Source organism: Streptomyces sp. NPDC007971 (genome assembly GCF_042958635.1).
In the GTDB taxonomy this organism is placed as follows: Bacteria; Actinomycetota; Actinomycetes; order Streptomycetales; family Streptomycetaceae; genus Streptomyces.
On record NZ_JBIBJK010000016.1, the window covers coordinates 209,809 to 229,565 of the forward strand.

A 19,757-nucleotide genomic window follows, 5' to 3' on the forward strand; every position below is an offset into this window, starting at 1 on the left:
CGCTCACTCCACACCGATGAGCAACAGCGCTCCCTGACGGCCACCGGGATACACCGTCGTATCCACAGCGAGGTAGGACTCCCGGACGCGTGCCTCCAGGCGGTCGGCGGCACCCGCGGGCGCCTCGTCACCGACGACGAGGGTGACCAGCTCGCCGCCGGCCTGGAGCATGCGGTCCAGGACGGTCTCGGCGACGGCGGTGACGTCCGCGCCGATCACCGCCACGTCGCCGTCGATCAGGCCGAGGACGTCCCCGGCCTGGCAGATCCCGGCCGTCGTCCACGACTGGTGCTCGGCGACGAGGACCTCGGCGTAGCGCGTGGCGCCGGCCGCCGAGGTCATCTGGACGACGTCCTCGTCGAAGCGGCGCTCCGGCTCGTGCACGGCGAGCGCGGCGATGCCCTGCACCGCCGAGCGGGTCGGGATCAGGGCCACGCGGATGCCCTCGGTGCGGGCCTGCTCGGCGGCCGCCGCTGCCGTGTGGCGCAGTTCGGCGTCATTGGGCAGCAGCACCACCTCGCGCGCGTGGGCCCGTCGTACGGCCTGCACCAGCTCCCCGCTCGCGGGCGGCTCCCCTGGGCGCGCGAGGACGGCGGTCGCGCCGGCCTCGGTGTACAGCCCGGCCAGGCCCTCCCCGGGCACGACGGCGACGACGGCTCGCTGGACGCGCTCGCGCGGTGGCCGCTCGCCGCCGGTGTGCACGTCGCCGAGCCCGAAGTGCGTGATCCGGATCCGGTAGGGCCGCCCGGCCTCGACGCCGGCCTCCACCGCGGCACCCGCGTCGTCGACGTGCACATGGACGTTCCACAGCCCGTCGCCGCCGACCACGACGAGGGAGTCCCCGAGGACGTCGAGCCGCTCCCGCAGCCGGGCCACGGCCCCGTCGCCGGCTTCCAGGAGATAGATCACCTCGTAGGCGGGCCCGCCGTCCCCGATCCCCTCCGCGCACGGCTCCCCCTCGCCTGCGGCGTCCACGCGATCCACGCGCGCGTGCGGGTCGGAACCGGGTCCGGAACGGAAACCGGTGACAGATCCGGAAACGGAACCGGAGGCAGGTTCGAAACCGGAACCCGAGGCAGCTCCGCAGACCGCCTCGGAAACCGCCCGCGACGGCCCGACGGCGGCCTCGCGCACCACCCCGGCCTCCCGCGGCGCCCCGGCCCCGCGCGCCCCCTCGGCCTCCCGCACCGCCTCCCCCGTGCATGCCTCCACCAGTGCCCCCAGCACCGTCACGAGCCCCCTGCCGCCCGCGTCGACCACCCCGGCCCGCTGCAGCACGGCCAGCTGGCCCGGAGTCGCCGCCAGGGCCGCCCTGGCGCCGTCGTAAGCGGCCCGTGCGACCGTCCCGCAGTCCCCCTCGGCCCCTTCGGCGGCGTCGGCCGCGGCCGAGGCGACCGTCAGCACCGTGCCCTCGACCGGGTGGGCCACGGCCTCACGGGCGGAGTCCGCGGCGCGCCGCAGGGCCAGCCGCAGCCCGGCACCGTCGATGCGGGACGCCTCGCCCGCCTCCCGCGCCGCGAGCACCTGGGCCATGCCCCGCAGCAGCTGGGCGAGGATCGTCCCGGAGTTGCCGCGGGCCCCGATGAGCGCCCCGTGGGCCATCGCGCGCACGGTGTCCGCGAGCGACGGCTCCTGCGTGCCCGTCCCGTACCCGGCGAACACGGCCTCCACGGCGGTCGCCGCCGACTCCAGGGTCAGATACAGATTGGTTCCGGTGTCGCCGTCGGCCACCGGATAGACGTTGATCGCGTCGATCTCCTCGCGCGCCCTGCCGAGCGCACCCAGCGCCAGACCGCACCAGGTGCGCACCGCGAGAGCATCGAAGAATGTCTGCGGCACCTGCGCCACCTGCGCCTCCCTGAACTGGCTGGACGTGGACGCAGCGTAGACCCCGCAGGGGTGTGCTCCGGAAGAGGGCCGGGAGCGGACCCCTGAGCTGCCATGGTAGTTTCGTTGTGCTGGCGCAGTCGTTGTATGCTGCTCCGGTTGCCCGATACACATCGGGCCGTTCCCCTGGCAGCGCCACTCAGATCTCTGATCCTGCGATCTCGATCCCGGCATGCCGGGATTATCCGTAAGTGCATCTGAAGTCTTTGGAGTGACCCGTGGCTGCCAACTGCGACGTCTGCGGCAAGGGGCCGGGCTTCGGCAACAACATCTCGTTTTCGCACCGCCGTACGTCCCGTCGCTGGAACCCGAACATCCAGCGTGTGCGTACCGTGGTCGGCGGGACGCCGAAGCGCGTGAACGCTTGCACCTCGTGCATCAAGGCCGGCAAGGTCTCGCGCTGACGTTACATCCGCGCGCGGCCACTGTTCGGTTCGCTGCAAAAAGCCGGTCCACCTGAGGGTGGACCGGCTTTTTGCCGTGCCCTGCCACCGTGCCCTCTCACCGCGGCTTCCTGCACGGCCTTCTGCAAAGTGACCTGCCGAGCCCTCGGCGTCCCACCCGGTCCGGTCCGGGGGCGCCCCCGCCGCGCCGCCCGGTCCGGTTCCGGGCGCGCTCCCCGCCGTCCCACCCGGATCAGTCCCTGAAGCGCCACCCGTGGTCCACCGGCCCGATCCCCGCGCCCAGCGCGAACCCGGCCGCGATCGCCCCGGTGACGTACTCCTTGGCCTGGGTGACGGCCTCCGGCACCGCCAGCCCCTTCGCCAGCCCCGACGCGATCGCCGAGGCGAGCGTGCAGCCCGTGCCGTGGGTGTGCCGGTTGTCATGGCGGGGCGCGCGCAGGAAGTACTCGTCGCGGCCGTCCGTGAGCAGGTCCACGGCGTCCCCGGGCAGATGCCCGCCCTTGATCAGCACCCAGCGCGGACCGTGTTCCAGCACGGCCTGCGCAGCCCGTCGCAGATCGTCCTCGGACTCGACCCGCACCCCCGTGAGCCGGGCCACCTCGTCCAGGTTGGGGGTCGCCACGGTCGCCGCCGGCAGCAGCCTCGTGCGGACCGAGTCCAGCGCGGAGGCGGCCAGCAGCGGGTCTCCGTGCTTGGAGACGCCCACGGGGTCCACCACGGCCGGCGCGTCCGTACCGGAGATCAACTCGGCGACCGCCTCGACCAGTTCGGCCGAGGCCAGCATGCCGGTCTTCACGGCCTGGACGCCGATGTCGTCCACGACGCTGCGGTACTGCGCCCGCACCGCCTCCACGGGCAGTTCCCAGGCCCCCTGGACGCCCAGGGAGTTCTGCGCGGTCACGGCCGTGATCACGCTCATCCCGTGCACACCGAGCGCCAGCATCGTCTTCAGGTCGGCCTGGATGCCCGCCCCGCCGCCGGAGTCCGACCCCGCGACCGTGAGAACCCGGGGGATCACGACTCCATGTCCCCGAAGTGGTCCCAGCCGCCCTTGCTGGTCCAGGGCGCTCCGTCGACGGTCACCTGGGGCAGCGCCGAGGGGTTGAGGACCTCGCCGATGACCTTCCAGCGGGCCGGCAGCTTGGCGTCCGGCGGGAAGGTGGCCACGATCGCGTGGTCCTCTCCCCCGGTCAGCACCCACTGCAGCGGATCCACGCCGACGGCCTGCCCGATGTCGTTCATCTGCGTGGGGATGTCGATCGCGCCGGAGCGGATGTCGATGCGCACCTTGCTGGCCTCGGCGATGTGCCCGAGGTCGGCGATCAGCCCGTCGCTCACGTCGCACATGGCAGTCGCGCCGAGCGCCGCCGCGGCCGGGCCCGCGTGGTACGGCGGCTCGGGACGCCGGTGGGCCTCCACGAAGGCGCGCGGGGAGCGGAAGCCCCGGGCGAGCACCGCGTAGCCGGCCGCGGACCAGCCCAGCCAGCCCGTGACGGCCACGAGGTCGCCGGGCTGGGCGCCACCGCGGGTCACCGGCTCCTGGTTGCGCAGATCGCCGAGCGCGGTGATCGACACCATGATCGTGTCCCCGCGCACGACGTCCCCGCCGACCACGGAGGCACCCGCGACCTGGCACTCGTCACGCAGCCCGTCCATCAGCTCGCTCGGCCAGGTGACCGGGAGTTCGGCCGGGACGACCAGGCCGAGCAGCAGGGCCGTCGGTACGGCGCCCATCGCCGCGATGTCCGCGAGGTTCTGCGCGGCCGCCTTGCGTCCGACGTCGTACGCCGTGGACCAGTCGCGGCGGAAGTGCCGGCCCTCCAGCAGGATGTCGGTGCTCGCCACCACCCGGCGGTCGGGCGCGGCCACCACCGCGGCGTCGTCGCCGGGGCCGACCCGGACCGCCGGGGTGGTGGTGAGACGGGAGGTGAGCTCCCTGATGAGCCCGAACTCCCCGAGCTCACCAACAGTGCCCTTCATTACCCTTGCTCCCCTTCTGTCCCTTGCCGTGCCCGGTCGCGCTTCATCAGTGTCCCCGATACGGTCGAGGTCGAGGTGACCGTCAACTTCTGTCGTGCCTGCACCCTGGCGCGCAAGCCCGCATCCCATGGGTCTCCCCGCGGGGCCCGGCGACGCGATACCGTGGCGTTCCTTTTCCCCACATGATCCTCGTGGCCGCCCTGGAGGTTCCGTGGTACAGGCGTACATCCTGATCCAGACGGAGGTCGGCAAGGCGTCGACCGTCGCCGAGACGATCAGCAAGATCCCTGGAGTGATCCAGGCCGAGGACGTGACCGGCCCGTACGACGTCATCGTGCGCGCACAGGCCGACACGGTCGACGACCTCGGTCGCATGGTGGTCGCGAAGGTCCAGCAAGTGGACGGCATCACCCGCACCCTGACCTGTCCGGTCGTGCATCTGTAGCCCCCGTCTACCCTTGGCCGGTGAACATCTTCCGTCACCGGCCTCTCGGCCTGCTCGCACCCGCACTGCTGATCGCGGTCGCGGGCTGCTCCTCAGCAGACGACAGCGCCACGGTCGCGGTTCCCGGCCCCGACGCCCGTACGGCGCCGGTGTGCCGGAGTCTGCACCGGGCGCTGCCGGAGAAGCTCGACGGACGGAGCCGTAACGACCCCGCACCCCGGTCCGCCTACACGGCGGGCTGGGGAAGCCCGGCGATCATACTGCGCTGCGGTGTCGTACGGCCGCCGAAGATGGTCGACCCGAAGGTGGCCGAGGGCGGGGACGCCGACGCCGTCGCGGGCGGGGTCGACGGCGTGGACTGGCTGATGGAGAAGCAGAGCGACGGCACCTGGCGGTTCACCACGGCCGGCCGCGTCGCGTATGTGCAGGTGAGCCTGCCCGAGGGGATGTCCGGACAGGACGGCACGCCGGTGCTCACGGGACTGGCGGCCGCCGTGAAGAAGGCGATCCCGAAGGGGATCGCCTCCATGCGCTGACGATGCGACCGCGCCCCGATGGGGCGCGGGGAACTGCGCGGCCGGCCGCAACGGGCCCGCAGACGTGCGCCGGCCGCCCGGCGGAGCCCTAGCGCAGCCCGGTCGAGCGGCGCAGCGCGGCCTGCACCAGGCGGTCCACCAGGTCCGGGTAGCTGATGCCGGTGGCCTGCCACATCTGCGGGTACATCGAGATCGGCGTGAAGCCGGGCATGGTGTTGATCTCGTTGATCACGAACTCGCCGTCCTCGGTGAGGAAGAAGTCCGCGCGGACCAGGCCCTCGCAGGAGGCCGCCTCGAACGCCTCGACCGCGAGCCGCCGCACCTCGGCGGTCTCCTCGTCGGTGAGCGGGGCCGGGACGATGCCGGGCGTGGAGTCGATGTACTTGGCCTCGAAGTCGTAGTACGCGTGCACGTCCGGCGGCGGGATCTCGGCCGGGACGGAGGCGCGCGGCCCGTCCTCGAACTCCAGCACGCCGCACTCGATCTCGCGGCCGCGCAGCGTGGCCTCCACCAGGATCTTCGGGTCGTGCGCCTGCGCCTCGGCGATCGCCTCGTCCAGCCCGGAGAGGTCGTCGACCTTGGTGATGCCGATCGAGGAGCCCGCGCGCGCGGGCTTCACGAACAGCGGCCAGCCGTGCTCACCGGCGAAGTCGACGATCTTCTTGCGGGCGGCGGACTCGTCCCGCTCCCACTCGCGCGGCCGGATCACCACGTACGGGCCGACCTTGAGCCCGAAGGAGGTGAACACCCGCTTCATGTACTCCTTGTCCTGGCCGACGGCCGAGGCGAGGACACCCGAGCCCACGTAGGGCACGCCGGACAGCTCCAGGAGGCCCTGGAGGGTGCCGTCCTCGCCGTAGGGGCCGTGCAGCACCGGGAAGACCACGTCGACCTCGCCGAGGGCCTTGGGCACCGATCCGGGCTCGCTGTAGACGACCTCGCGGTTGCCGGGGTCGACGGGGAGCACCACGGCGCCCTCGCTCGACTCGGCCAGCTCCGACACCTCGGGGGTGCGACGGTCGGTGATGGCCATCCGCTCCGGCTCGTCGACCGTCAGGGCCCAGCGGCCGTCCGAGGTGATGCCGATCGGCAGGACGTCGTACTTGGTCCGGTCGATGGCCTTGAGGACGGCGCCGGCGGTGACCACGGAGATCCCGTGTTCGGAGCTGCGCCCGCCGAACACGACGGCCACGCGCGGCTTGCGGGACGGCTGCTCAGGGCTCTGGGAGAGGTTCTCGGTGCTCATATCGCGTTGAGAGTACCCGGTGGTAGGGCCCTGATACAGCGTCGACGGGCTGCCGGAGATGGGGCGTCGCTCAGCGTCGCCCGGGCATGGCGCTGCGCTACATCGGCCTCAGCGCCGCCCGGGTTCGGCGCTGCGCGACATCGGCCTCAACGCCGCTCGGACATGGCGCTGCGCGACATCGGCCTCAGCGCCGCTCGGGCTTGGCGCTGCGCGACATCAGCTCCTTGAGAGCGACCACCGGCGGCTTGCCCTCGTGAACGATGTCCACGACCGTCTCGGTGATGGGCATGTCGACGCCGTGCCGGCGGGCCAGATCCGCCACCGACTCGCACGACTTGACGCCCTCGGCGGTCTGCCTGGTGACCGCGATGGTCTCCTGCAGGGTCATGCCCTTGCCGAGGTTGGTGCCGAAGGTGTGGTTGCGGGACAGCGGCGAGGAGCAGGTGGCCACCAGGTCACCGAGGCCGGCGAGACCGGAGAAGGTCAGCGGGTCGGCGCCGAGCGCGACGCCGAGGCGGGCGGTCTCCGCCAGGCCGCGCGTGATGAGCGAGCCCTTGGCGTTGTCGCCGAGCCCCATGCCGTCCGCGATGCCGACGGCGAGGCCGATGACGTTCTTCACGGCACCGCCCAGCTCGCAGCCGACCACGTCGGTCTCCGTGTACGGCCGGAAGTACGGCGTGTGACAGGCGGCCTGGAGCCGCTGGGCGACCTGCTCGTCGGCGCAGGCGACGACGGCGGCGGCGGGCATGCGGGCGGCGATCTCGCGGGCCAGGTTGGGCCCGGTGACGACCGCGATGCGGTCGGCGCCGACCTTGGCGACGTCCTCGACGACCTCGCTCATCCGCATGGCGGAGCCGAGTTCGACGCCCTTCATCAGGGAGACGAGCACGGTGGCGGGCGCCAGCAGCGGGATCCACTCGGCGAGGTTGGCGCGCAGGGTCTGGGAGGGGACGGCGAGGACGGTGAAGTCGGCGTCCCGCAGGGCCTCGGCCGCGTCCGCGGTGGCGCGCAGGTTCTCCGGGAGCTCGACGCCGGGCAGGTAGTCGGGGTTGGTCCGCGTGGAGTTGACCGCCTCGGCCAGCTCGGGGCGGCGGGCCCACAGGGTCACCTCGCAGCCCGCGTCGGCGAGGACCATGCCGAAGGCGGTGCCCCAGGAGCCGGTACCCATCACGGCCGCCCGGACTGGCTTGCTCACTTGCCGCTCTCCTCTTCCGTGCCACTGCGCGAGACGTCCGCGGCGGCCTGGGCGGCCCCCGGACCGGTCACCGGGACCTCCTCGTCGGCCCGCTCCCCCGTGCCCGCCCGCGGGGCCCCGTCGCCGGTCCGCGCGGCCCCCCGCCCGGTCTGCGCATGGGTCTTGCGGCGCTGCTCGATCCGCTCGCGGCGCGGGTCGTAGGGAATCTCGGGGGCCTTCTCGCCGCGAATCTCCTCCAGCTGGCGGGTGATGGCCGCCATGATGACCTCGGTGGCCTCCTTCAGGAGGTCGGCGGTCATCTCCTGGTCGTAGAAGCGGGAGAGGTCCACGGGCGGGCCCGCGAGGACGCGGTGGGTCTTGCGCGGGAAGAGGTGGGGCTTCTTGGCGTAGGGCGGCAGCAGTTCGTTGCAGCCCCACTGGGCGACCGGGATGACCGGGCACTTGGTCTGCAGGGCCACGCGGGCGGCGCCGGTCTTGGCGATCATCGGCCAGCCGTCCGGGTCGCGAGTCAGGGTGCCCTCGGGGTAGAAGGCGACGCACTCACCGCGCTCCACGGCGTCGATGGCGGCCCGGAAGGCGCTCAGGGCGTCCGTGCTCTCGCGGTAGACGGGGATCTGCCCGGTGCCGCGCATCGCGGCGCCGACGAATCCCTTCTTGAAAAGCCCGCTCTTCGCCAGGAAACGCGGAACCCGTCCGGTGTTGTATTGATAGTGCGCATACGCGAAGGGGTCCACATGGGAATTGTGGTTCACCGCGGTGATAAATCCACCGTCGGCCGGAATGTGCTCCATTCCACGCCAGTCCCGCTTGATCAGAACCACCAGCGGCGGTTTGCAGAGGACCGCTGCGAAGCGGTACCAGAACCCGATTCTGCGGCGGGACACGCGGACACCTTCCTCTAGGACTTGCTCGGGGCCCGGGGGCCGCACAAGTGTCGCCCCAGGCCGCCGGTCTGTCGAGAACACCGTACGCCCGCCCGTCACCCGCCACCGTCCTCGGACGGGGCTTTGCGCCCTCCCCTGCCCCGGGCGCGCCGGAGGCCGCGGGGGACAATGAGCGCGACGAGAGAGGGACGGTACGCCGGTGCAGTGGAGCTTGGTCATCCCGCTGAAGCCTCTGGCGCGGGCCAAGAGCAGGCTGGCGGACACCGCCGCCGAGGGGGTGCGTCCGGGGCTGGCCCTCGCGTTCGCGCAGGACACGGTGGTCGCGGCGCTGGCCTGCCGGGCGGTGGCGGATGTGGCGGTCGTCACGGACGACGAGCTGGCGGGGCGGGAGCTGGCGGCGCTGGGCGCCCGGATCGTCCCGGATGCGCCGGGAAGCGGCCTGAACGCCGCTCTGGCGCACGGCGCGGCCGCCGTACGGGAAATGCACCCCCGTGCCGCCGTCGCGGCCCTGAACGCCGATCTGCCGGCCCTGCGCCCCCGGGAATTGTTCAGGGTGCTGGCCGCGGCGGCCGAATTCCCGCGGGCTTTCCTCGCCGACGCGGCCGAACTCGGCACCACCTTGCTGGCGGCTGCACCCGGCCATGCATTGCACCCGGTTTTCGGTGTCGATTCCCGCAGCCGGCACCGCGCCTCCGGGGCGACGGAACTCCGGCTCACCGGCGTCGATTCGGTACGGCAGGACGTGGACACCGGCGCGGACCTGCGCGCGGCGCTGGCGCTGGGGGTGGGCCCGCACACGGCGGCGGTGAGCGCACGGCTGCCGGCCGCCGGGCAGTAGGCTGCGGCCATGCAGGCGACCGCTTACACGTACGACCCCGAGACGCGCAGCGGCGAGGTGCTGCTCGACGACGGCACCCCGGTGCCCTTCGACGCGGCTGCGTTCGACGCGGGCGGACTGCGGCTGCTGCGGCCGGGGCAGCGGGTGCGGATCGAGACGCAGGGCGAGGGTGCGGCCGCGCGGATCACCCTCGTGACGCTCCAGACCTTCTAGCCACGGCTCCTGCGGTCATGGCTTCCGCGGCCATGACTCCTGCGTCGCGGCTGCTGCGGCCACGGACGCCGCCGCAGGGATCCTGCGGTCACCGGCCATGCGCCCCCGGGGCGCAAACGCCGCGGGCCGGGCTCCCGAGGGGAGTCCGGCCCGGCAATGAGTGCCCTGGTGACCTACAACGCCTTGCGGGCGGTGGTCTTCTTGGCGGTGGTCTTGCGCGCCGTCGACTTCTTGGCCGGGGCCTTCTTGGCGGTGGCCTTCTTCGCCGGAGCCTTCTGGGCCGCGGTCTTCTTCGTGGTGGCCGTGGCCTTCTTGGCCGCGGCCTTCTTCGTGGTGGCCGTGGCCTTCTTGGCCGTCGTCTTCTTCGCGGTGACCTTCTTCGCCGCGGCCGTGACCTTCTTCGCCGGCGCCGCCTTCTTGGCCGTGACCTTCTTCGCCGCGGCCTTGGTGGTCTTCTTGGCGGCGGCCTTCTTGACCGTCGCGGCAGCACCGCCGGTCAGGCTGCCCTTGGGCGCCTTCTTGACCGAGACCTCACCGCCGCGCGGGAGCTTCTTCGAGCCGCTCACCAGGTCCTTGAAGCCCTGACCGGCGCGGAAGCGCGGCACGGAGGTCTTCTTGACCCGAACCCGCTCGCCGGTCTGGGGGTTACGGGCGTAACGGGCGGGGCGGTCCACCTTCTCGAAGGACCCGAAGCCGGTGACCGAGACCCGCTCGCCCGCGACGACCGCGCGGACGATGGCGTCCAGGACATGATCGACAGCTTCGGCGGCCTGCTGGCGGCCGCCCACCTTGTCGGCAATCGCTTCTACGAGCTGCGCCTTGTTCACGTCTTCCCCTTCGGAGACATCGCCAGAACGAAAGTGTTCAAGCTTTTTCGCACGTTAGGCAGATATATACCGCAAATCAAACACGAAACGGGCTTATCACCCTTGTGCCGCAACGGACTCGGCTGTCTCGGACTGTTCAGCAGCCCTCTTCGGGGATCCGACCCTCGTCGAGGTCCGTCATGAACCGGTCGAGCCGCCTTGCCGCGTCGGCGAGATCGTGCTTGGCCGCGGCCGTAATGACCAGCAGCTTCCGGGTCAGCGCCATCCGTACGCCCTCCGGGACTTGCAGTGCGCGCACTCTTGTGTGCGCTTCCTTCAGTTGGTCCGCGACCGCCGCATAGAGCTCGAGTTGGCCGTCGTGTTCCATGCACAGATTGTGCCATCTGGGGCGAGTTGTCGCCTGCGCAGGGGGCAACTGCCGCCTCAAACGGCCTTCCGGGCACTTGCGGACGTCGCGTTCACGGCACTCGCTTACCCCATCAACCACCTTCGTAACGTGGGTAGTTGAGGTGACCTGCAAGAACGCCCGGGGCCGTTCGGGTGCCGACATGGCTGTACCCCCGATCGTGGCGATCGGGGGTACGGAGAAGGCGTTGCGGTGGCCGAATCCTGATGTGTTCGGCCCCCGGGATCAGCTCTGGAGCGTGCGCGGCTTGTGGGAGGGCCGCTTGCCCTCGTAGGCGGCGATGTCCGCCTCGCTCCGGAGGGTGATGGAGATGTCGTCCAGCCCGTTCAGCAGACGCCAGCGGGAGTTCTCGTCCAGCTCGAAGGAGGCGGTGATGCCCTCGGCGCGCACCTCGCGAGCCTGCAGGTCCACCGTGACCTCGGCCGTCGGGTCCTGCTCGGTCAGCTCCCACAGCGCGTCCACGACCTTCTGGTCGAGCACCACCGTGAGCAGGCCGTTCTTCAGCGAGTTGCCCCGGAAGATGTCCGCGAAGCGTGAGGAGATCACGGCCTTGAAGCCGTAGTTCTGCAGCGCCCAGACGGCGTGCTCGCGGGAGGAGCCGGTGCCGAAGTCGGGGCCGGCGACCAGGACGGAGGCTCCCTGCCGCTCGGGCCGGTTGAGCACGAAGGACCCGTCCTTGCGCCAGGCCTCGAACAGCCCGTCCTCGAACCCGTCCCGGGTCACCTTCTTGAGCCAGTGAGCAGGGATGATCTGGTCGGTGTCGACGTTGCTGCGGCGCAGCGGGACGGCCCGGCCGGTGTGGGTGGTGAAGGCTTCCATGATTCTCAGACTCCAGCGGGCGTACGGGTGTCGGCGTCGGACAGGTCGGCGGGGGACGCGAGGTGGCCCAGGACCGCGGTAGCGGCCGCGACCTGCGGCGACACCAGGTGCGTACGGCCGCCCTTGCCCTGCCGGCCCTCGAAGTTGCGGTTGGACGTGGAGGCGGAGCGCTCACCCGGAGCCAGCTGGTCGGGGTTCATGCCCAGGCACATCGAGCAGCCCGCGTGCCGCCATTCGGCGCCGGCCTCCTTGAAGACCGTGTCCAAGCCCTCGGAGACGGCCTGCAGACCCACCCGCACCGAGCCCGGCACGACCAGCATCCGTACGCCGTCGGCGACTTTGCGGCTCCGCAGGATCTCGGCGGCGGCGCGCAGGTCCTCGATGCGGCCGTTCGTGCAGGAGCCTACGAAGACGGTGTCCACCTCGATGGAGCGCAGCGACTGCCCGGCCTCCAACCCCATGTACTCCAGGGCCTTTTCGGCGGCGAGGCGCTCCGAAGCGTCTTCGTACGAAGCCGGGTCGGGGACGGACGCCGAAAGCGGCGAGCCCTGGCCCGGGTTGGTGCCCCAGGTGACGAACGGCGACAGCGACGCGGCGTCGATACGGACCTCGGCGTCGAAGACCGCGTCCTCGTCCGTCCTCAGGGTCTTCCAGTAGGCGACGGCGGCGTCCCAGTCCTCGCCCTCGGGAGCGTGGGCGCGGCCCTTGAGGTACGCGAACGTGGTCTCGTCGGGGGCGATCATGCCCGCGCGGGCACCGGCCTCGATCGACATGTTGCAGATGGTCATGCGGGCCTCCATCGAGAGCTTCTCGATGGCGGAGCCGCGGTACTCCAGGATGTAGCCCTGGCCGCCGCCGGTGCCGATCCTGGCGATGATCGCCAGGATCAGGTCCTTCGCGGTGACACCGTCGGGCAGCTCGCCGTCGACCGTGATCGCCATGGTCTTCGGGCGGGCCAGCGGCAGCGTCTGGGTGGCCAGGACGTGCTCCACCTGGGAGGTGCCGATACCGAACGCCAGCGCGCCGAAGGCGCCGTGCGTGGAGGTGTGCGAGTCGCCGCAGACGACGGTCGCTCCGGGCTGCGTCAGGCCGAGCTGGGGGCCGACGACGTGCACGACGCCCTGCTCGACGTCGCCCAGCGGGTGCAGACGCACACCGAACTCGGCGCAGTTCTTGCGCAGCGTCTCCAGCTGGGCGCGGGAGACGGGGTCGGCGATGGGCTTGTCGATGTCGAGGGTCGGGGTGTTGTGGTCCTCGGTCGCGATGGTGAGGTCGAGCCTGCGCACCTGGCGGCCGTTCTTGCGCAGCCCGTCGAAGGCCTGCGGGCTGGTCACCTCGTGCAGCAGGTGCAGATCGATGTAGAGGAGGTCGGGCTCGCCCTCGGCGCGCCGGACGACGTGGTCGTCCCAGACCTTCTCCGCGAGTGTCCTACCCATCGCTTTCCCTCCGGCCGGCAAATGGTCCACCGGCCCAACTAGAGATCTTGAGGAAGCGGCGCCCGCGCCCCGTGAAGTCGTGATTCCGGGCGTCCACCGCCGGGCCCGTTGGTCTGTGGGCCGCTGTGTGACTCCAGGGTGGCGCGTTCCACGGAAAATTGAACTTGCGTTTCACAGAGTGAGACGTGAGTATCGTTGCATGGACAACAGTAGCGGCGTCGGCGTTCTGGACAAGGCGGCCCTCGTCCTGAGCGCTCTGGAGTCCGGTCCGGCCACCCTCGCGGGTCTGGTCGGGGCCACCGGACTGGCACGACCCACGGCCCACCGCCTGGCCGTGGCCCTGGAACACCACCGCATGGTGGCACGCGACATGCAGGGCCGGTTCATCCTCGGCCCGCGCCTTGCGGAACTGGCGGCGGCGGCCGGCGAGGACCGCCTGCTCGCCACGGCGGGCCCCGTGCTCACCCACCTCCGCGATGTCACCGGCGAGAGCGCGCAGCTCTACCGGCGCCAGGGTGACATGCGGATCTGCGTGGCCGCGGCGGAACGCCTGTCCGGCCTTCGGGACACCGTCCCGGTGGGTTCCACACTCACGATGAAGGCCGGCTCCTCGGCGCAGATCCTCATGGCCTGGGAGGAGCCCGAGCGGCTGCACCGGGGCCTGCAGGGCGCCCGCTTCACGGCGACGGCCCTGTCGGGCGTGCGGCGGCGCGGCTGGGCCCAGTCCATCGGTGAGCGCGAGCCGGGCGTGGCGTCCGTCTCGGCGCCCGTCCGCGGACCGTCCAACCGCGTGGTGGCCGCCGTGTCGGTGTCCGGCCCCATCGAGCGCCTGACGCGCCACCCCGGCCGGATGCACGCCCAGGCCGTCATCGACGCGGCCGGCCGCCTGTCGGAGGCCCTGCGCCGCTCGGGCTGATCCTGCCCCCGGAACGCCGGCGAACGCCGAGGAGGGCCTGCCTCAACGCCGCGGCAGGCCCTCCTGGCCCCGTCCCCCCGTCCCCCCGTCCCCTCGTTCAGCCCGTCTTCTCGGCCGCCGGCGCCCCCTGCGACCGGTGGGCGAACCGGTCCTTCGCGTACCGGCCCCGCTTCTCCAGCGGGATCCGCCCGTGCGCCGCGGCCAGCCCGAACTCGGGCATGTCGCCGTAGATCGCCTCGTACGACCCCTCGGGCACGACATACGTCTCGTGCCAGATGCCGACCTGCCCGCGCAGCTTGCCGTCCCGCTCCTTGCGGTTGAGGCGCGCCCAGGCCTTGTGGTGGAAGGCGTCCGACGCGGTCGCGTAGGCGTACAACTTCTCCTTCGACTCCCAGTACTGCACGACGTAGTACGTCCGCGGCGAAGCCGTCAGCAGGACGTGGCTGAGCAGACCCCGTTCGGGCTCCTTGCGCAGATCCCGCAGCATGCGGAGCATCGCGAGCATCACCGGCAGCCACACGTGCGCCGCCCAGAAGCGGTTGATGCGCATGCCGATCAACAGGACGACGACCTCGCCCTTCGCGTCAGCAGTCGTACGGGTCACCATGACGACTCCCCCTCATTGGTGAGCGATGCTATCCAAGGTGTGATGCTTGGATAGTGCCGTTATCCGAGAAGGAGCGCAAGAGATGAGCAAGAGATGCGGCTTGCGGAGCTGAGCGAGCGCAGCGGTGTGTCCACGGCGACGATCAAGTACTACCTGCGCCAAGGGCTGTTGCCGCCGGGCCGCCAGATCAACGCCACGACGGCCGACTACGACGAGGAACATCTGCGCCGGCTCCGCCTGGTGCGCGCGATGATCCAGGTGGGCCGGGTGCCGGTGGCGAAGGTGCGCGAGGTGCTCGGGCACGTGGACGACGACTCCCTGCCCCGCACGATCCGCCTGGGCGCGGCGCTGTGGGCGCTGCCGCAGGTGCCGGAGCCGGACGCGGACGACGAGTACGTCCGGGCCGCGCACCAGGAGGTCGACAAGCTCCTGGACCAGCTCGGCTGGGAGAACGCCAAGCAGCTCGTCACCATCTCCCCCGCGTACCGCTCGCTGGTGGTGGCAGTGGCCGCGTTCCGCCGGATCGGCTACACCTTCGGGGCGGAACTGCTCGCACCGTACGCCGAGTTGATGTACCGGACAGCCGTCCTCGACCTGGACAACATGGAGGCGTACCCGTCGGAGGCGGAGAGGATCGAGTTTGCCATCCTGGGCGTGATCCTCAACGAGCCGGTGAAGCAAGCGCTGCACCGGCTGGCCCAGGAGGAGGAGACGGCGCGGCGGTACGGCTTCGAGTAGCCCGCGCCGGGCACGACAAAGGCCCTCCGCCGAAGCGGAGGGCCTTCCTCTTGTACCCCCGACCGGATTCGAACCGGCGCTACCGCCTTGAGAGGGCGGCGTGCTAGGCCGCTACACAACGGGGGCCTGGACACTGCGTTTCCGCAGGTCCGAGCTGGTCTACCTGGACTCGAACCAAGACTAACTGAACCAGAATCAGTCGTGCTGCCAATTACACCATAGACCAATGATGGTTTAGACCAGTCGTACCCCCGACCGGATTCGAACCGGCGCTACCGCCTTGAGAGGGCGGCGTGCTAGGCCGCTACACAACGGGGGCCCTAGCGATCCTGCATCGAAGACGGTGGGAGCTACCCTGGCCATCTTCGCGGGAAGGATCAGTACCCCCGACCGGATTCGAACCGGCGCTACTGCCTTGAGAGGGCAGCGTGCTAGGCCGCTACACAACGGGGGCTTTGCAGATGAGCTCTGCGAGCTGGCCTACCTGGACTCGAACCAAGACTAACTGAACCAGAATCAGTCGTGCTGCCAATTACACCATAGGCCACTGGAACTCAAGCCCCTGCGGGCCTCTCGTTCTAGTTTGCTCCTCCGGTTCCCGGCCTTTCGGCCCGCTCCCCGGCGGCGCAGGAAGAACATTACCTGAAGGTGGACGGGGCTCCAAAACGGGTATCCGAGCGGACGATCGCGGGGAGTTCGGTGAGGGTCGAGATCCGGTGCGCGACCACGGCGTCCGGGCCCTGCGCGTACGGCCCTCCGCGGTCGATCCACACGGACACCAGACCCGCCTCTGCCGCGCCCCGCCCGTCGATCTCCGGGTGGTCGCCGACGTAGGCCACCTGGGCCGGGGGCAGCCCCAACGCCTCGCAGGCCGCCAGGAAGGCTCCTGCCTGCGGCTTGGAGACACCCAGCTCGGCGGCGCACAGCACGCTCTCGAAGCGGTCGCGCAGGCCGAGGGTGCGCAGCTTGTGCTCCTGGACCGTGAGGCTGGAGTTGGACAGCACCGCGTGCCGGTGGCTGGCGGCGAGGGCGTCCAGGGCGGGCAGCACGTCCGGGAACAGGCTCCAGGCCGCCTCGTAGTGGGTGATGTACCGCCGGAACCAGGCATCCGCCTCGGCGTCCGTCAGCTCCTGGCCGAGGAAGACGCGCACGCGGTCGCGCCGCTGCCCCTCGAAGGAGATCTCCCCGGCCGAGAAACGCGCCCATTGCCGGTCGGTGGTCTCCCGCCACCGCCCGAGGGCCTCCTCCGGGGTGTCGTACCCGCCGAGCAGCCCCTCCGCGGCGAGATGGGCACGCATGCCCTCGCGGTCCGCGCTCGTGTAATCGAAGAGGGTGTCGTCCACGTCCCAGACCACAGCTCTGACCGTCATGACGCCGACGGTAACCGGCGTACCGCCGTCGTGTCCGGTGGGGGCGGGTACGGCGCAGGGGCGGCACGCCGGTGTTCCGGGTACCGCCCCTGTGTGACGTTGCTTACGCCGCGAGCCTCGCCAGGGCCGCGTCGATGCGGGCGAGGGCCTTCTCCTTGCCCAGGACCTCCAGCGACTCGAACAGCGGCAGGCCGACCGTGCGGCCGGTGACGGCCACGCGGACCGGGGCCTGCGCCTTGCCGAGCTTGAGGCCGTGGGCCTCGCCGGCGGCCAGGACGGCCTCCTTGAGGGACTCGGCCGAGGTCCAGTCGGCCGCCTCCAGCTTCTCGCGGGCCGTGCCGAGCAACGCGTCCGAGCCCTCCTTCATCGCCTTCGTCCAGCTCGCCTCGTCGAAGACGGGCTCGGCGAGGAAGAGGAAGTCGACGTTGTCGGTGATCTCCGACAGGACCTTGAGGCGGGTCTGGGCGTGCGGGGCGATCGCCTGCCACTTGGCCTCGTCGAAGTCCTCCGGCGCCCAGGGGGCGAACGGGGCCTTCAGCCACGGACCGCAGCGCTCGGTGAACTCCTTCGCGTCGAGCATGCGGATGTGGTCGGCGTTGATCGCCTCGCACTTCTTTAGGTCGAAGCGCGCCGGATTGGGGTTCACGTCGGAGATGTCGAAGGCGGCGACCATCTCGTCGATCGTGAAGATGTCCTGGTCGGCCGAGAGCGACCAGCCGAGCAGCGAGAGGTAGTTGAGCAGGCCCTCGGGCAGGAAGCCCCGCTCGCGGTAGAGGTTGAGCGACGCCTGCGGGTCACGCTTGGAGAGCTTCTTGTTGCCCTCGCCCATGACGTACGGCAGATGGCCGAAGGCCGGGGTCTGCTTGGCGATGCCCAGCTCGGTCAGCGCCTTGTAGAGGGCGACCTGCCGCGGGGTGGAGGAGAGCAGGTCCTCGCCGCGCAGGACGTGGGTGATCTCCATCAGAGCGTCGTCGACCGGGTTGACCAGCGTGTACAGCGGGGCGCCGTTGGCGCGGACGATGCCGTAGTCCGGGACGTTCTCCGGGGTGAAGGTCAGCTCGCCGCGGACCAGGTCCGTGAAGGTGATCGTCTCGTCGGGCATGCGGAAGCGGACGATCGGGGTGCGGCCCTGGGCCTGGTACGCCTCGACCTGCTCGGCGCTCAGCTCGCGGCAGTGGCCGTCGTAGCCGGAGGGCTTGCCGGCGGCGCGGGCGGCCTCGCGGCGGGTGTCCAGCTCCTCCTGCGAGCAGTAGCAGTGGTAGGCGTGGCCGGCGTCGAGGAGCTTGGCGGCGACGTCCTTGTAGATGTCCATGCGCTGCGACTGCCGGTACGGCGCGTGCGGGCCGCCGACCTCGGGGCCCTCGTCCCAGTCGAAGCCCAGCCAGCGCATCGCGTCGAGCAGCTGGTCGTACGACTCCTCCGAGTCGCGGGCCGCGTCGGTGTCCTCGATGCGGAAGACCAGGGTGCCCTGGTGGTGCCGCGCGAACGCCCAGTTGAACAGGGCGGTGCGGACCAGGCCCACGTGGGGGTTACCGGTGGGCGAGGGGCAGAAACGGACGCGTACGGGGGAGCCGGATGCGCTAGCCACGCTTGACAACCTTGTTGGTGAGAGTGCCGATGCCTTCGATGGTGACGGCGACCTCGTCGCCGACGTTCAGGGGGCCGACCCCTGCGGGGGTGCCGGTGAGGATGACATCGCCGGGGAGCAGGGTCATGGCCTCGGAGATGTTGACGACCAGGTCCTCGATGGAGTGGATCATCTCGCTCGTACGGCCGAGCTGGCGCTGTTCGCCGTTGACGGTGAGCTGGATGGTCAGGTCGCCCGCGCGGCCGAGGTCCAGGTCCGTCTCGACCCAGGGGCCGAGCGGGCAGGAGGTGTCGAAGCCCTTGGCCCGGGCCCACTGCTTCTCGCGCTTCTGCACGTCACGGGCGGTGACGTCGTTGGCGCAGGTGTAACCGAAGATCACGTCCTTGACGCGCTCGCGCGGGACCTCGCGGCACATCCGGCCGATGACGACGGCCAGCTCGGCCTCGTGGTGCAGTTCCTGCGAGAACGGCGGGTACTGGATCTCGTCGCCGGGGCCGATCACCGAGGTGGACGGCTTGAAGAAGGCGAACGGGGCGTCCGGCACCTCGTTGCCCAGCTCCCTGGCGTGCTCGCCGTAGTTGCGGCCGAAGGCCACGACCTTGTTGGGGAGCACCGGCGGGAGCAGTCTGACCTTGCTCAGCGGCACCTTCGTCCCGGACAGCTCGTAGTCCGTGAACGGGATGCCCTTGATGATGTCGAGGACGAGTTCGTCCTGCTTGTCGCCCTCGACCGCGCCGAAGGCGACGTTCCCGTCGATGGAGAACCTGGCGATGCGCACGGGATCCTTGCGCCCCTCACTGAGAACCGGCGTACTGACGCCCCAGGTTAACCGGTCGGGGCGGCCCGCGTTCGGGCAGCGCGGCGGCCGTGCCGGTGTTTTCCGGGTCCGGAAAACCGCCGGAGCGGTTTTTTTGAATTCCGGAGTTCCGGCGTGCGGGAATCACGCGGAAAAGCAGAACGCGGCCCGCAGGACCCTCGCGGATGTGTAAGGGTCCTGCGGGCCGCGCTCTGCGAACACGCCCGCCCTACGATGCGGGCGCGGGGCGCCCCTGGCTACTCGCCGACCGGGACCGCCATGGCGACGGGGGCATCCATCAGGATGGTGCGCCGGGGGTTCGCGGTCTGGGCGGGGAGGTCGACGGAGTGCTCCGGCAGCTCGGGCGTCTGCAGTTCCTCGGCGTCCGCGAGGTGCGCCAGAGTCGTGCGCCGCGGGTTGGCTATGTTGCGGAACATCATCGTCGTCTTCACCGTTGTCGTCCTGTGGCGTCGTGAGTGGGTTGGCAGGGCTGCGCATCTTGTAAAGCGTCAGGCTAAACATCCGATTCCCCGCCACAGACGTGAAGTGCCCATGATCTGCATGTGAGTTTGCTCACGAATCCATGGGCAAATCGGTCAATCCAGGCCCGCAACTCTCCGCTACGA

The 19,757-nt window shown here is 70.8% G+C and carries 22 protein-coding genes and 5 tRNA genes; 7 read left to right on the forward strand and 20 right to left on the reverse strand.

Annotation, left to right across the window (positions count from 1 at the left end):
• Positions 1-3 precede the first annotated feature (3 nt).
• Positions 4-1,848 carry a DAK2 domain-containing protein gene (locus ACFZCP_RS31045; RefSeq protein WP_391433306.1) on the reverse strand — a complete coding sequence of 615 codons (1,845 nt, stop codon included), beginning with the start codon at positions 1,846-1,848 and terminating at the stop codon, positions 4-6.
• A gap of 257 nt (positions 1,849-2,105) precedes the next feature.
• On the opposite strand from ACFZCP_RS31045, the gene rpmB reads away from it, so the two are divergent.
• Positions 2,106-2,291 (forward strand): 50S ribosomal protein L28, encoded by a 186-nt coding sequence (rpmB, locus tag ACFZCP_RS31050; RefSeq protein ID WP_009190838.1) that lies wholly within the window; start codon positions 2,106-2,108, stop codon positions 2,289-2,291.
• Positions 2,292-2,523: 232 nt separating this feature from the next.
• Here the strand turns inward: rpmB and thiD are convergent, their stop codons facing one another.
• Complete coding sequence (gene thiD, locus ACFZCP_RS31055) at positions 2,524-3,309, reverse strand: bifunctional hydroxymethylpyrimidine kinase/phosphomethylpyrimidine kinase (protein WP_391433309.1); 786 nt, start codon at positions 3,307-3,309, stop codon at positions 2,524-2,526.
• Positions 3,306-4,271 (reverse strand): thiamine-phosphate kinase, encoded by a 966-nt coding sequence (locus ACFZCP_RS31060; RefSeq protein ID WP_391433312.1) that lies wholly within the window; start codon positions 4,269-4,271, stop codon positions 3,306-3,308. The genes thiD and ACFZCP_RS31060 overlap by 4 nt, the downstream gene beginning before the upstream one ends.
• Positions 4,272-4,482: 211 nt before the next feature.
• Here ACFZCP_RS31060 and ACFZCP_RS31065 point away from each other — a divergent pair, with 211 nt between their 5' ends.
• Positions 4,483-4,716, forward strand: coding sequence for an Lrp/AsnC family transcriptional regulator (locus tag ACFZCP_RS31065; RefSeq protein ID WP_003997603.1), 234 nt, complete (start codon positions 4,483-4,485; stop codon positions 4,714-4,716).
• Positions 4,717-4,736: 20 nt separating this feature from the next.
• Positions 4,737-5,252 carry a DUF3515 family protein gene (locus ACFZCP_RS31070; RefSeq protein ID WP_391433316.1) on the forward strand — a complete coding sequence of 172 codons (516 nt, stop codon included), beginning with the start codon at positions 4,737-4,739 and terminating at the stop codon, positions 5,250-5,252.
• A gap of 88 nt (positions 5,253-5,340) precedes the next feature.
• Here the strand turns inward: ACFZCP_RS31070 and ACFZCP_RS31075 are convergent, their stop codons facing one another.
• From ACFZCP_RS31075 to ACFZCP_RS31085, 3 genes are all read right to left on the reverse strand, one after another.
• Positions 5,341-6,498, reverse strand: a complete 1,158-nt coding sequence (locus tag ACFZCP_RS31075; protein WP_391433319.1) for a D-alanine--D-alanine ligase — start codon at positions 6,496-6,498, stop codon at positions 5,341-5,343.
• 184 nt (positions 6,499-6,682) lie between these two features.
• Positions 6,683-7,693: an NAD(P)H-dependent glycerol-3-phosphate dehydrogenase gene (locus ACFZCP_RS31080; RefSeq protein WP_391433322.1), complete on the reverse strand. Its 1,011-nt coding sequence runs from the start codon at positions 7,691-7,693 to the stop codon at positions 6,683-6,685.
• Positions 7,690-8,577: a 1-acyl-sn-glycerol-3-phosphate acyltransferase gene (locus ACFZCP_RS31085; protein ID WP_391433325.1), complete on the reverse strand. Its 888-nt coding sequence runs from the start codon at positions 8,575-8,577 to the stop codon at positions 7,690-7,692. The genes ACFZCP_RS31080 and ACFZCP_RS31085 overlap by 4 nt, the downstream gene beginning before the upstream one ends.
• Before the next feature lie 199 nt (positions 8,578-8,776).
• Between ACFZCP_RS31085 and cofC the strand changes: the two genes are divergently transcribed.
• Positions 8,777-9,415: a 2-phospho-L-lactate guanylyltransferase gene (cofC, locus tag ACFZCP_RS31090; protein WP_391433329.1), complete on the forward strand. Its 639-nt coding sequence runs from the start codon at positions 8,777-8,779 to the stop codon at positions 9,413-9,415.
• Between the two features lie 9 nt (positions 9,416-9,424).
• Positions 9,425-9,628, forward strand: coding sequence for a hypothetical protein (locus ACFZCP_RS31095; RefSeq protein ID WP_362691179.1), 204 nt, complete (start codon positions 9,425-9,427; stop codon positions 9,626-9,628).
• Between the two features lie 173 nt (positions 9,629-9,801).
• On the opposite strand, the gene ACFZCP_RS31100 is transcribed toward ACFZCP_RS31095, so the two are convergent.
• From ACFZCP_RS31100 to leuC, 4 genes are all read right to left on the reverse strand, one after another.
• Positions 9,802-10,455, reverse strand: coding sequence for an HU family DNA-binding protein (locus ACFZCP_RS31100; protein WP_391433334.1), 654 nt, complete (start codon positions 10,453-10,455; stop codon positions 9,802-9,804).
• Positions 10,456-10,591: 136 nt separating this feature from the next.
• Positions 10,592-10,822, reverse strand: coding sequence for a hypothetical protein (locus tag ACFZCP_RS31105; RefSeq protein WP_391433336.1), 231 nt, complete (start codon positions 10,820-10,822; stop codon positions 10,592-10,594).
• 264 nt (positions 10,823-11,086) lie between these two features.
• The gene (gene leuD, locus ACFZCP_RS31110; RefSeq protein WP_391433340.1) at positions 11,087-11,680 is read right to left on the reverse strand and encodes a 3-isopropylmalate dehydratase small subunit; all 594 of its coding nucleotides are present in this window, start codon (positions 11,678-11,680) and stop codon (positions 11,087-11,089) included.
• Between the two features lie 5 nt (positions 11,681-11,685).
• Positions 11,686-13,116, reverse strand: a complete 1,431-nt coding sequence (gene leuC, locus ACFZCP_RS31115) for a 3-isopropylmalate dehydratase large subunit (protein WP_391433343.1) — start codon at positions 13,114-13,116, stop codon at positions 11,686-11,688.
• Positions 13,117-13,315: 199 nt separating this feature from the next.
• On the opposite strand from leuC, the gene ndgR reads away from it, so the two are divergent.
• Positions 13,316-14,032, forward strand: a complete 717-nt coding sequence (ndgR, locus tag ACFZCP_RS31120) for an IclR family transcriptional regulator NdgR (protein ID WP_145883474.1) — start codon at positions 13,316-13,318, stop codon at positions 14,030-14,032.
• Between the two features lie 97 nt (positions 14,033-14,129).
• On the opposite strand, the gene ACFZCP_RS31125 is transcribed toward ndgR, so the two are convergent.
• Entirely contained in the window at positions 14,130-14,639 is a 510-nt protein-coding gene (locus ACFZCP_RS31125; RefSeq protein ID WP_391433345.1) for a monooxygenase family protein, read from the reverse strand.
• Between the two features lie 93 nt (positions 14,640-14,732).
• Here ACFZCP_RS31125 and ACFZCP_RS31130 point away from each other — a divergent pair, with 93 nt between their 5' ends.
• Positions 14,733-15,377, forward strand: coding sequence for a MerR family transcriptional regulator (locus tag ACFZCP_RS31130; protein WP_391433348.1), 645 nt, complete (start codon positions 14,733-14,735; stop codon positions 15,375-15,377).
• A gap of 53 nt (positions 15,378-15,430) precedes the next feature.
• Here the strand turns inward: ACFZCP_RS31130 and ACFZCP_RS31135 are convergent.
• The 9 genes from ACFZCP_RS31135 to ACFZCP_RS31175 all read right to left on the reverse strand — a co-directional run bounded on the left by ACFZCP_RS31135 (position 15,431) and on the right by ACFZCP_RS31175 (position 19,583).
• Positions 15,431-15,503 (reverse strand) — tRNA-Glu (locus ACFZCP_RS31135).
• Between the two features lie 28 nt (positions 15,504-15,531).
• A tRNA-Gln gene (locus ACFZCP_RS31140) sits at positions 15,532-15,603 on the reverse strand.
• Between the two features lie 20 nt (positions 15,604-15,623).
• Positions 15,624-15,696: transfer RNA gene (locus ACFZCP_RS31145), tRNA-Glu, on the reverse strand.
• A 62-nt stretch (positions 15,697-15,758) separates the two neighbouring features.
• Positions 15,759-15,831 (reverse strand) — tRNA-Glu (locus tag ACFZCP_RS31150).
• 21 nt (positions 15,832-15,852) lie between these two features.
• A tRNA-Gln gene (locus tag ACFZCP_RS31155) sits at positions 15,853-15,924 on the reverse strand.
• Between the two features lie 91 nt (positions 15,925-16,015).
• Positions 16,016-16,747, reverse strand: coding sequence for an HAD-IA family hydrolase (locus ACFZCP_RS31160; RefSeq protein WP_391433351.1), 732 nt, complete (start codon positions 16,745-16,747; stop codon positions 16,016-16,018).
• 103 nt (positions 16,748-16,850) lie between these two features.
• Entirely contained in the window at positions 16,851-18,335 is a 1,485-nt protein-coding gene (gene gltX / locus ACFZCP_RS31165; protein WP_391433358.1) for a glutamate--tRNA ligase, read from the reverse strand.
• Entirely contained in the window at positions 18,328-19,113 is a 786-nt protein-coding gene (locus tag ACFZCP_RS31170; protein WP_362691206.1) for a fumarylacetoacetate hydrolase family protein, read from the reverse strand. Before ACFZCP_RS31170 ends, gltX begins: the two co-directional genes overlap by 8 nt.
• Positions 19,114-19,388: 275 nt before the next feature.
• Positions 19,389-19,583: a hypothetical protein gene (locus ACFZCP_RS31175; protein ID WP_362691209.1), complete on the reverse strand. Its 195-nt coding sequence runs from the start codon at positions 19,581-19,583 to the stop codon at positions 19,389-19,391.
• Between the last annotated feature and the right edge of the window lie 174 nt (positions 19,584-19,757).

Coding starts and splice junctions, on each gene's coding strand:
- ACFZCP_RS31095 (WP_362691179.1), top strand. CDS start 9,425: ATGCAGGCGACCGCTTACACGTACGACCCCGAGACGCGCAGCGGCGAG.
- ACFZCP_RS31105 (WP_391433336.1), bottom strand. CDS start 10,822: ATGGAACACGACGGCCAACTCGAGCTCTATGCGGCGGTCGCGGACCAA.
- ACFZCP_RS31060 (WP_391433312.1), bottom strand. CDS start 4,271: ATGAAGGGCACTGTTGGTGAGCTCGGGGAGTTCGGGCTCATCAGGGAG.
- ACFZCP_RS31075 (WP_391433319.1), bottom strand. CDS start 6,498: ATGAGCACCGAGAACCTCTCCCAGAGCCCTGAGCAGCCGTCCCGCAAG.
- leuD (WP_391433340.1), bottom strand. CDS start 11,680: ATGGAAGCCTTCACCACCCACACCGGCCGGGCCGTCCCGCTGCGCCGC.
- leuC (WP_391433343.1), bottom strand. CDS start 13,116: ATGGGTAGGACACTCGCGGAGAAGGTCTGGGACGACCACGTCGTCCGG.
- ACFZCP_RS31160 (WP_391433351.1), bottom strand. CDS start 16,747: ATGACGGTCAGAGCTGTGGTCTGGGACGTGGACGACACCCTCTTCGAT.
- ACFZCP_RS31130 (WP_391433348.1), top strand. CDS start 14,733: ATGCGGCTTGCGGAGCTGAGCGAGCGCAGCGGTGTGTCCACGGCGACG.
- ndgR (WP_145883474.1), top strand. CDS start 13,316: ATGGACAACAGTAGCGGCGTCGGCGTTCTGGACAAGGCGGCCCTCGTC.
- ACFZCP_RS31125 (WP_391433345.1), bottom strand. CDS start 14,639: ATGGTGACCCGTACGACTGCTGACGCGAAGGGCGAGGTCGTCGTCCTG.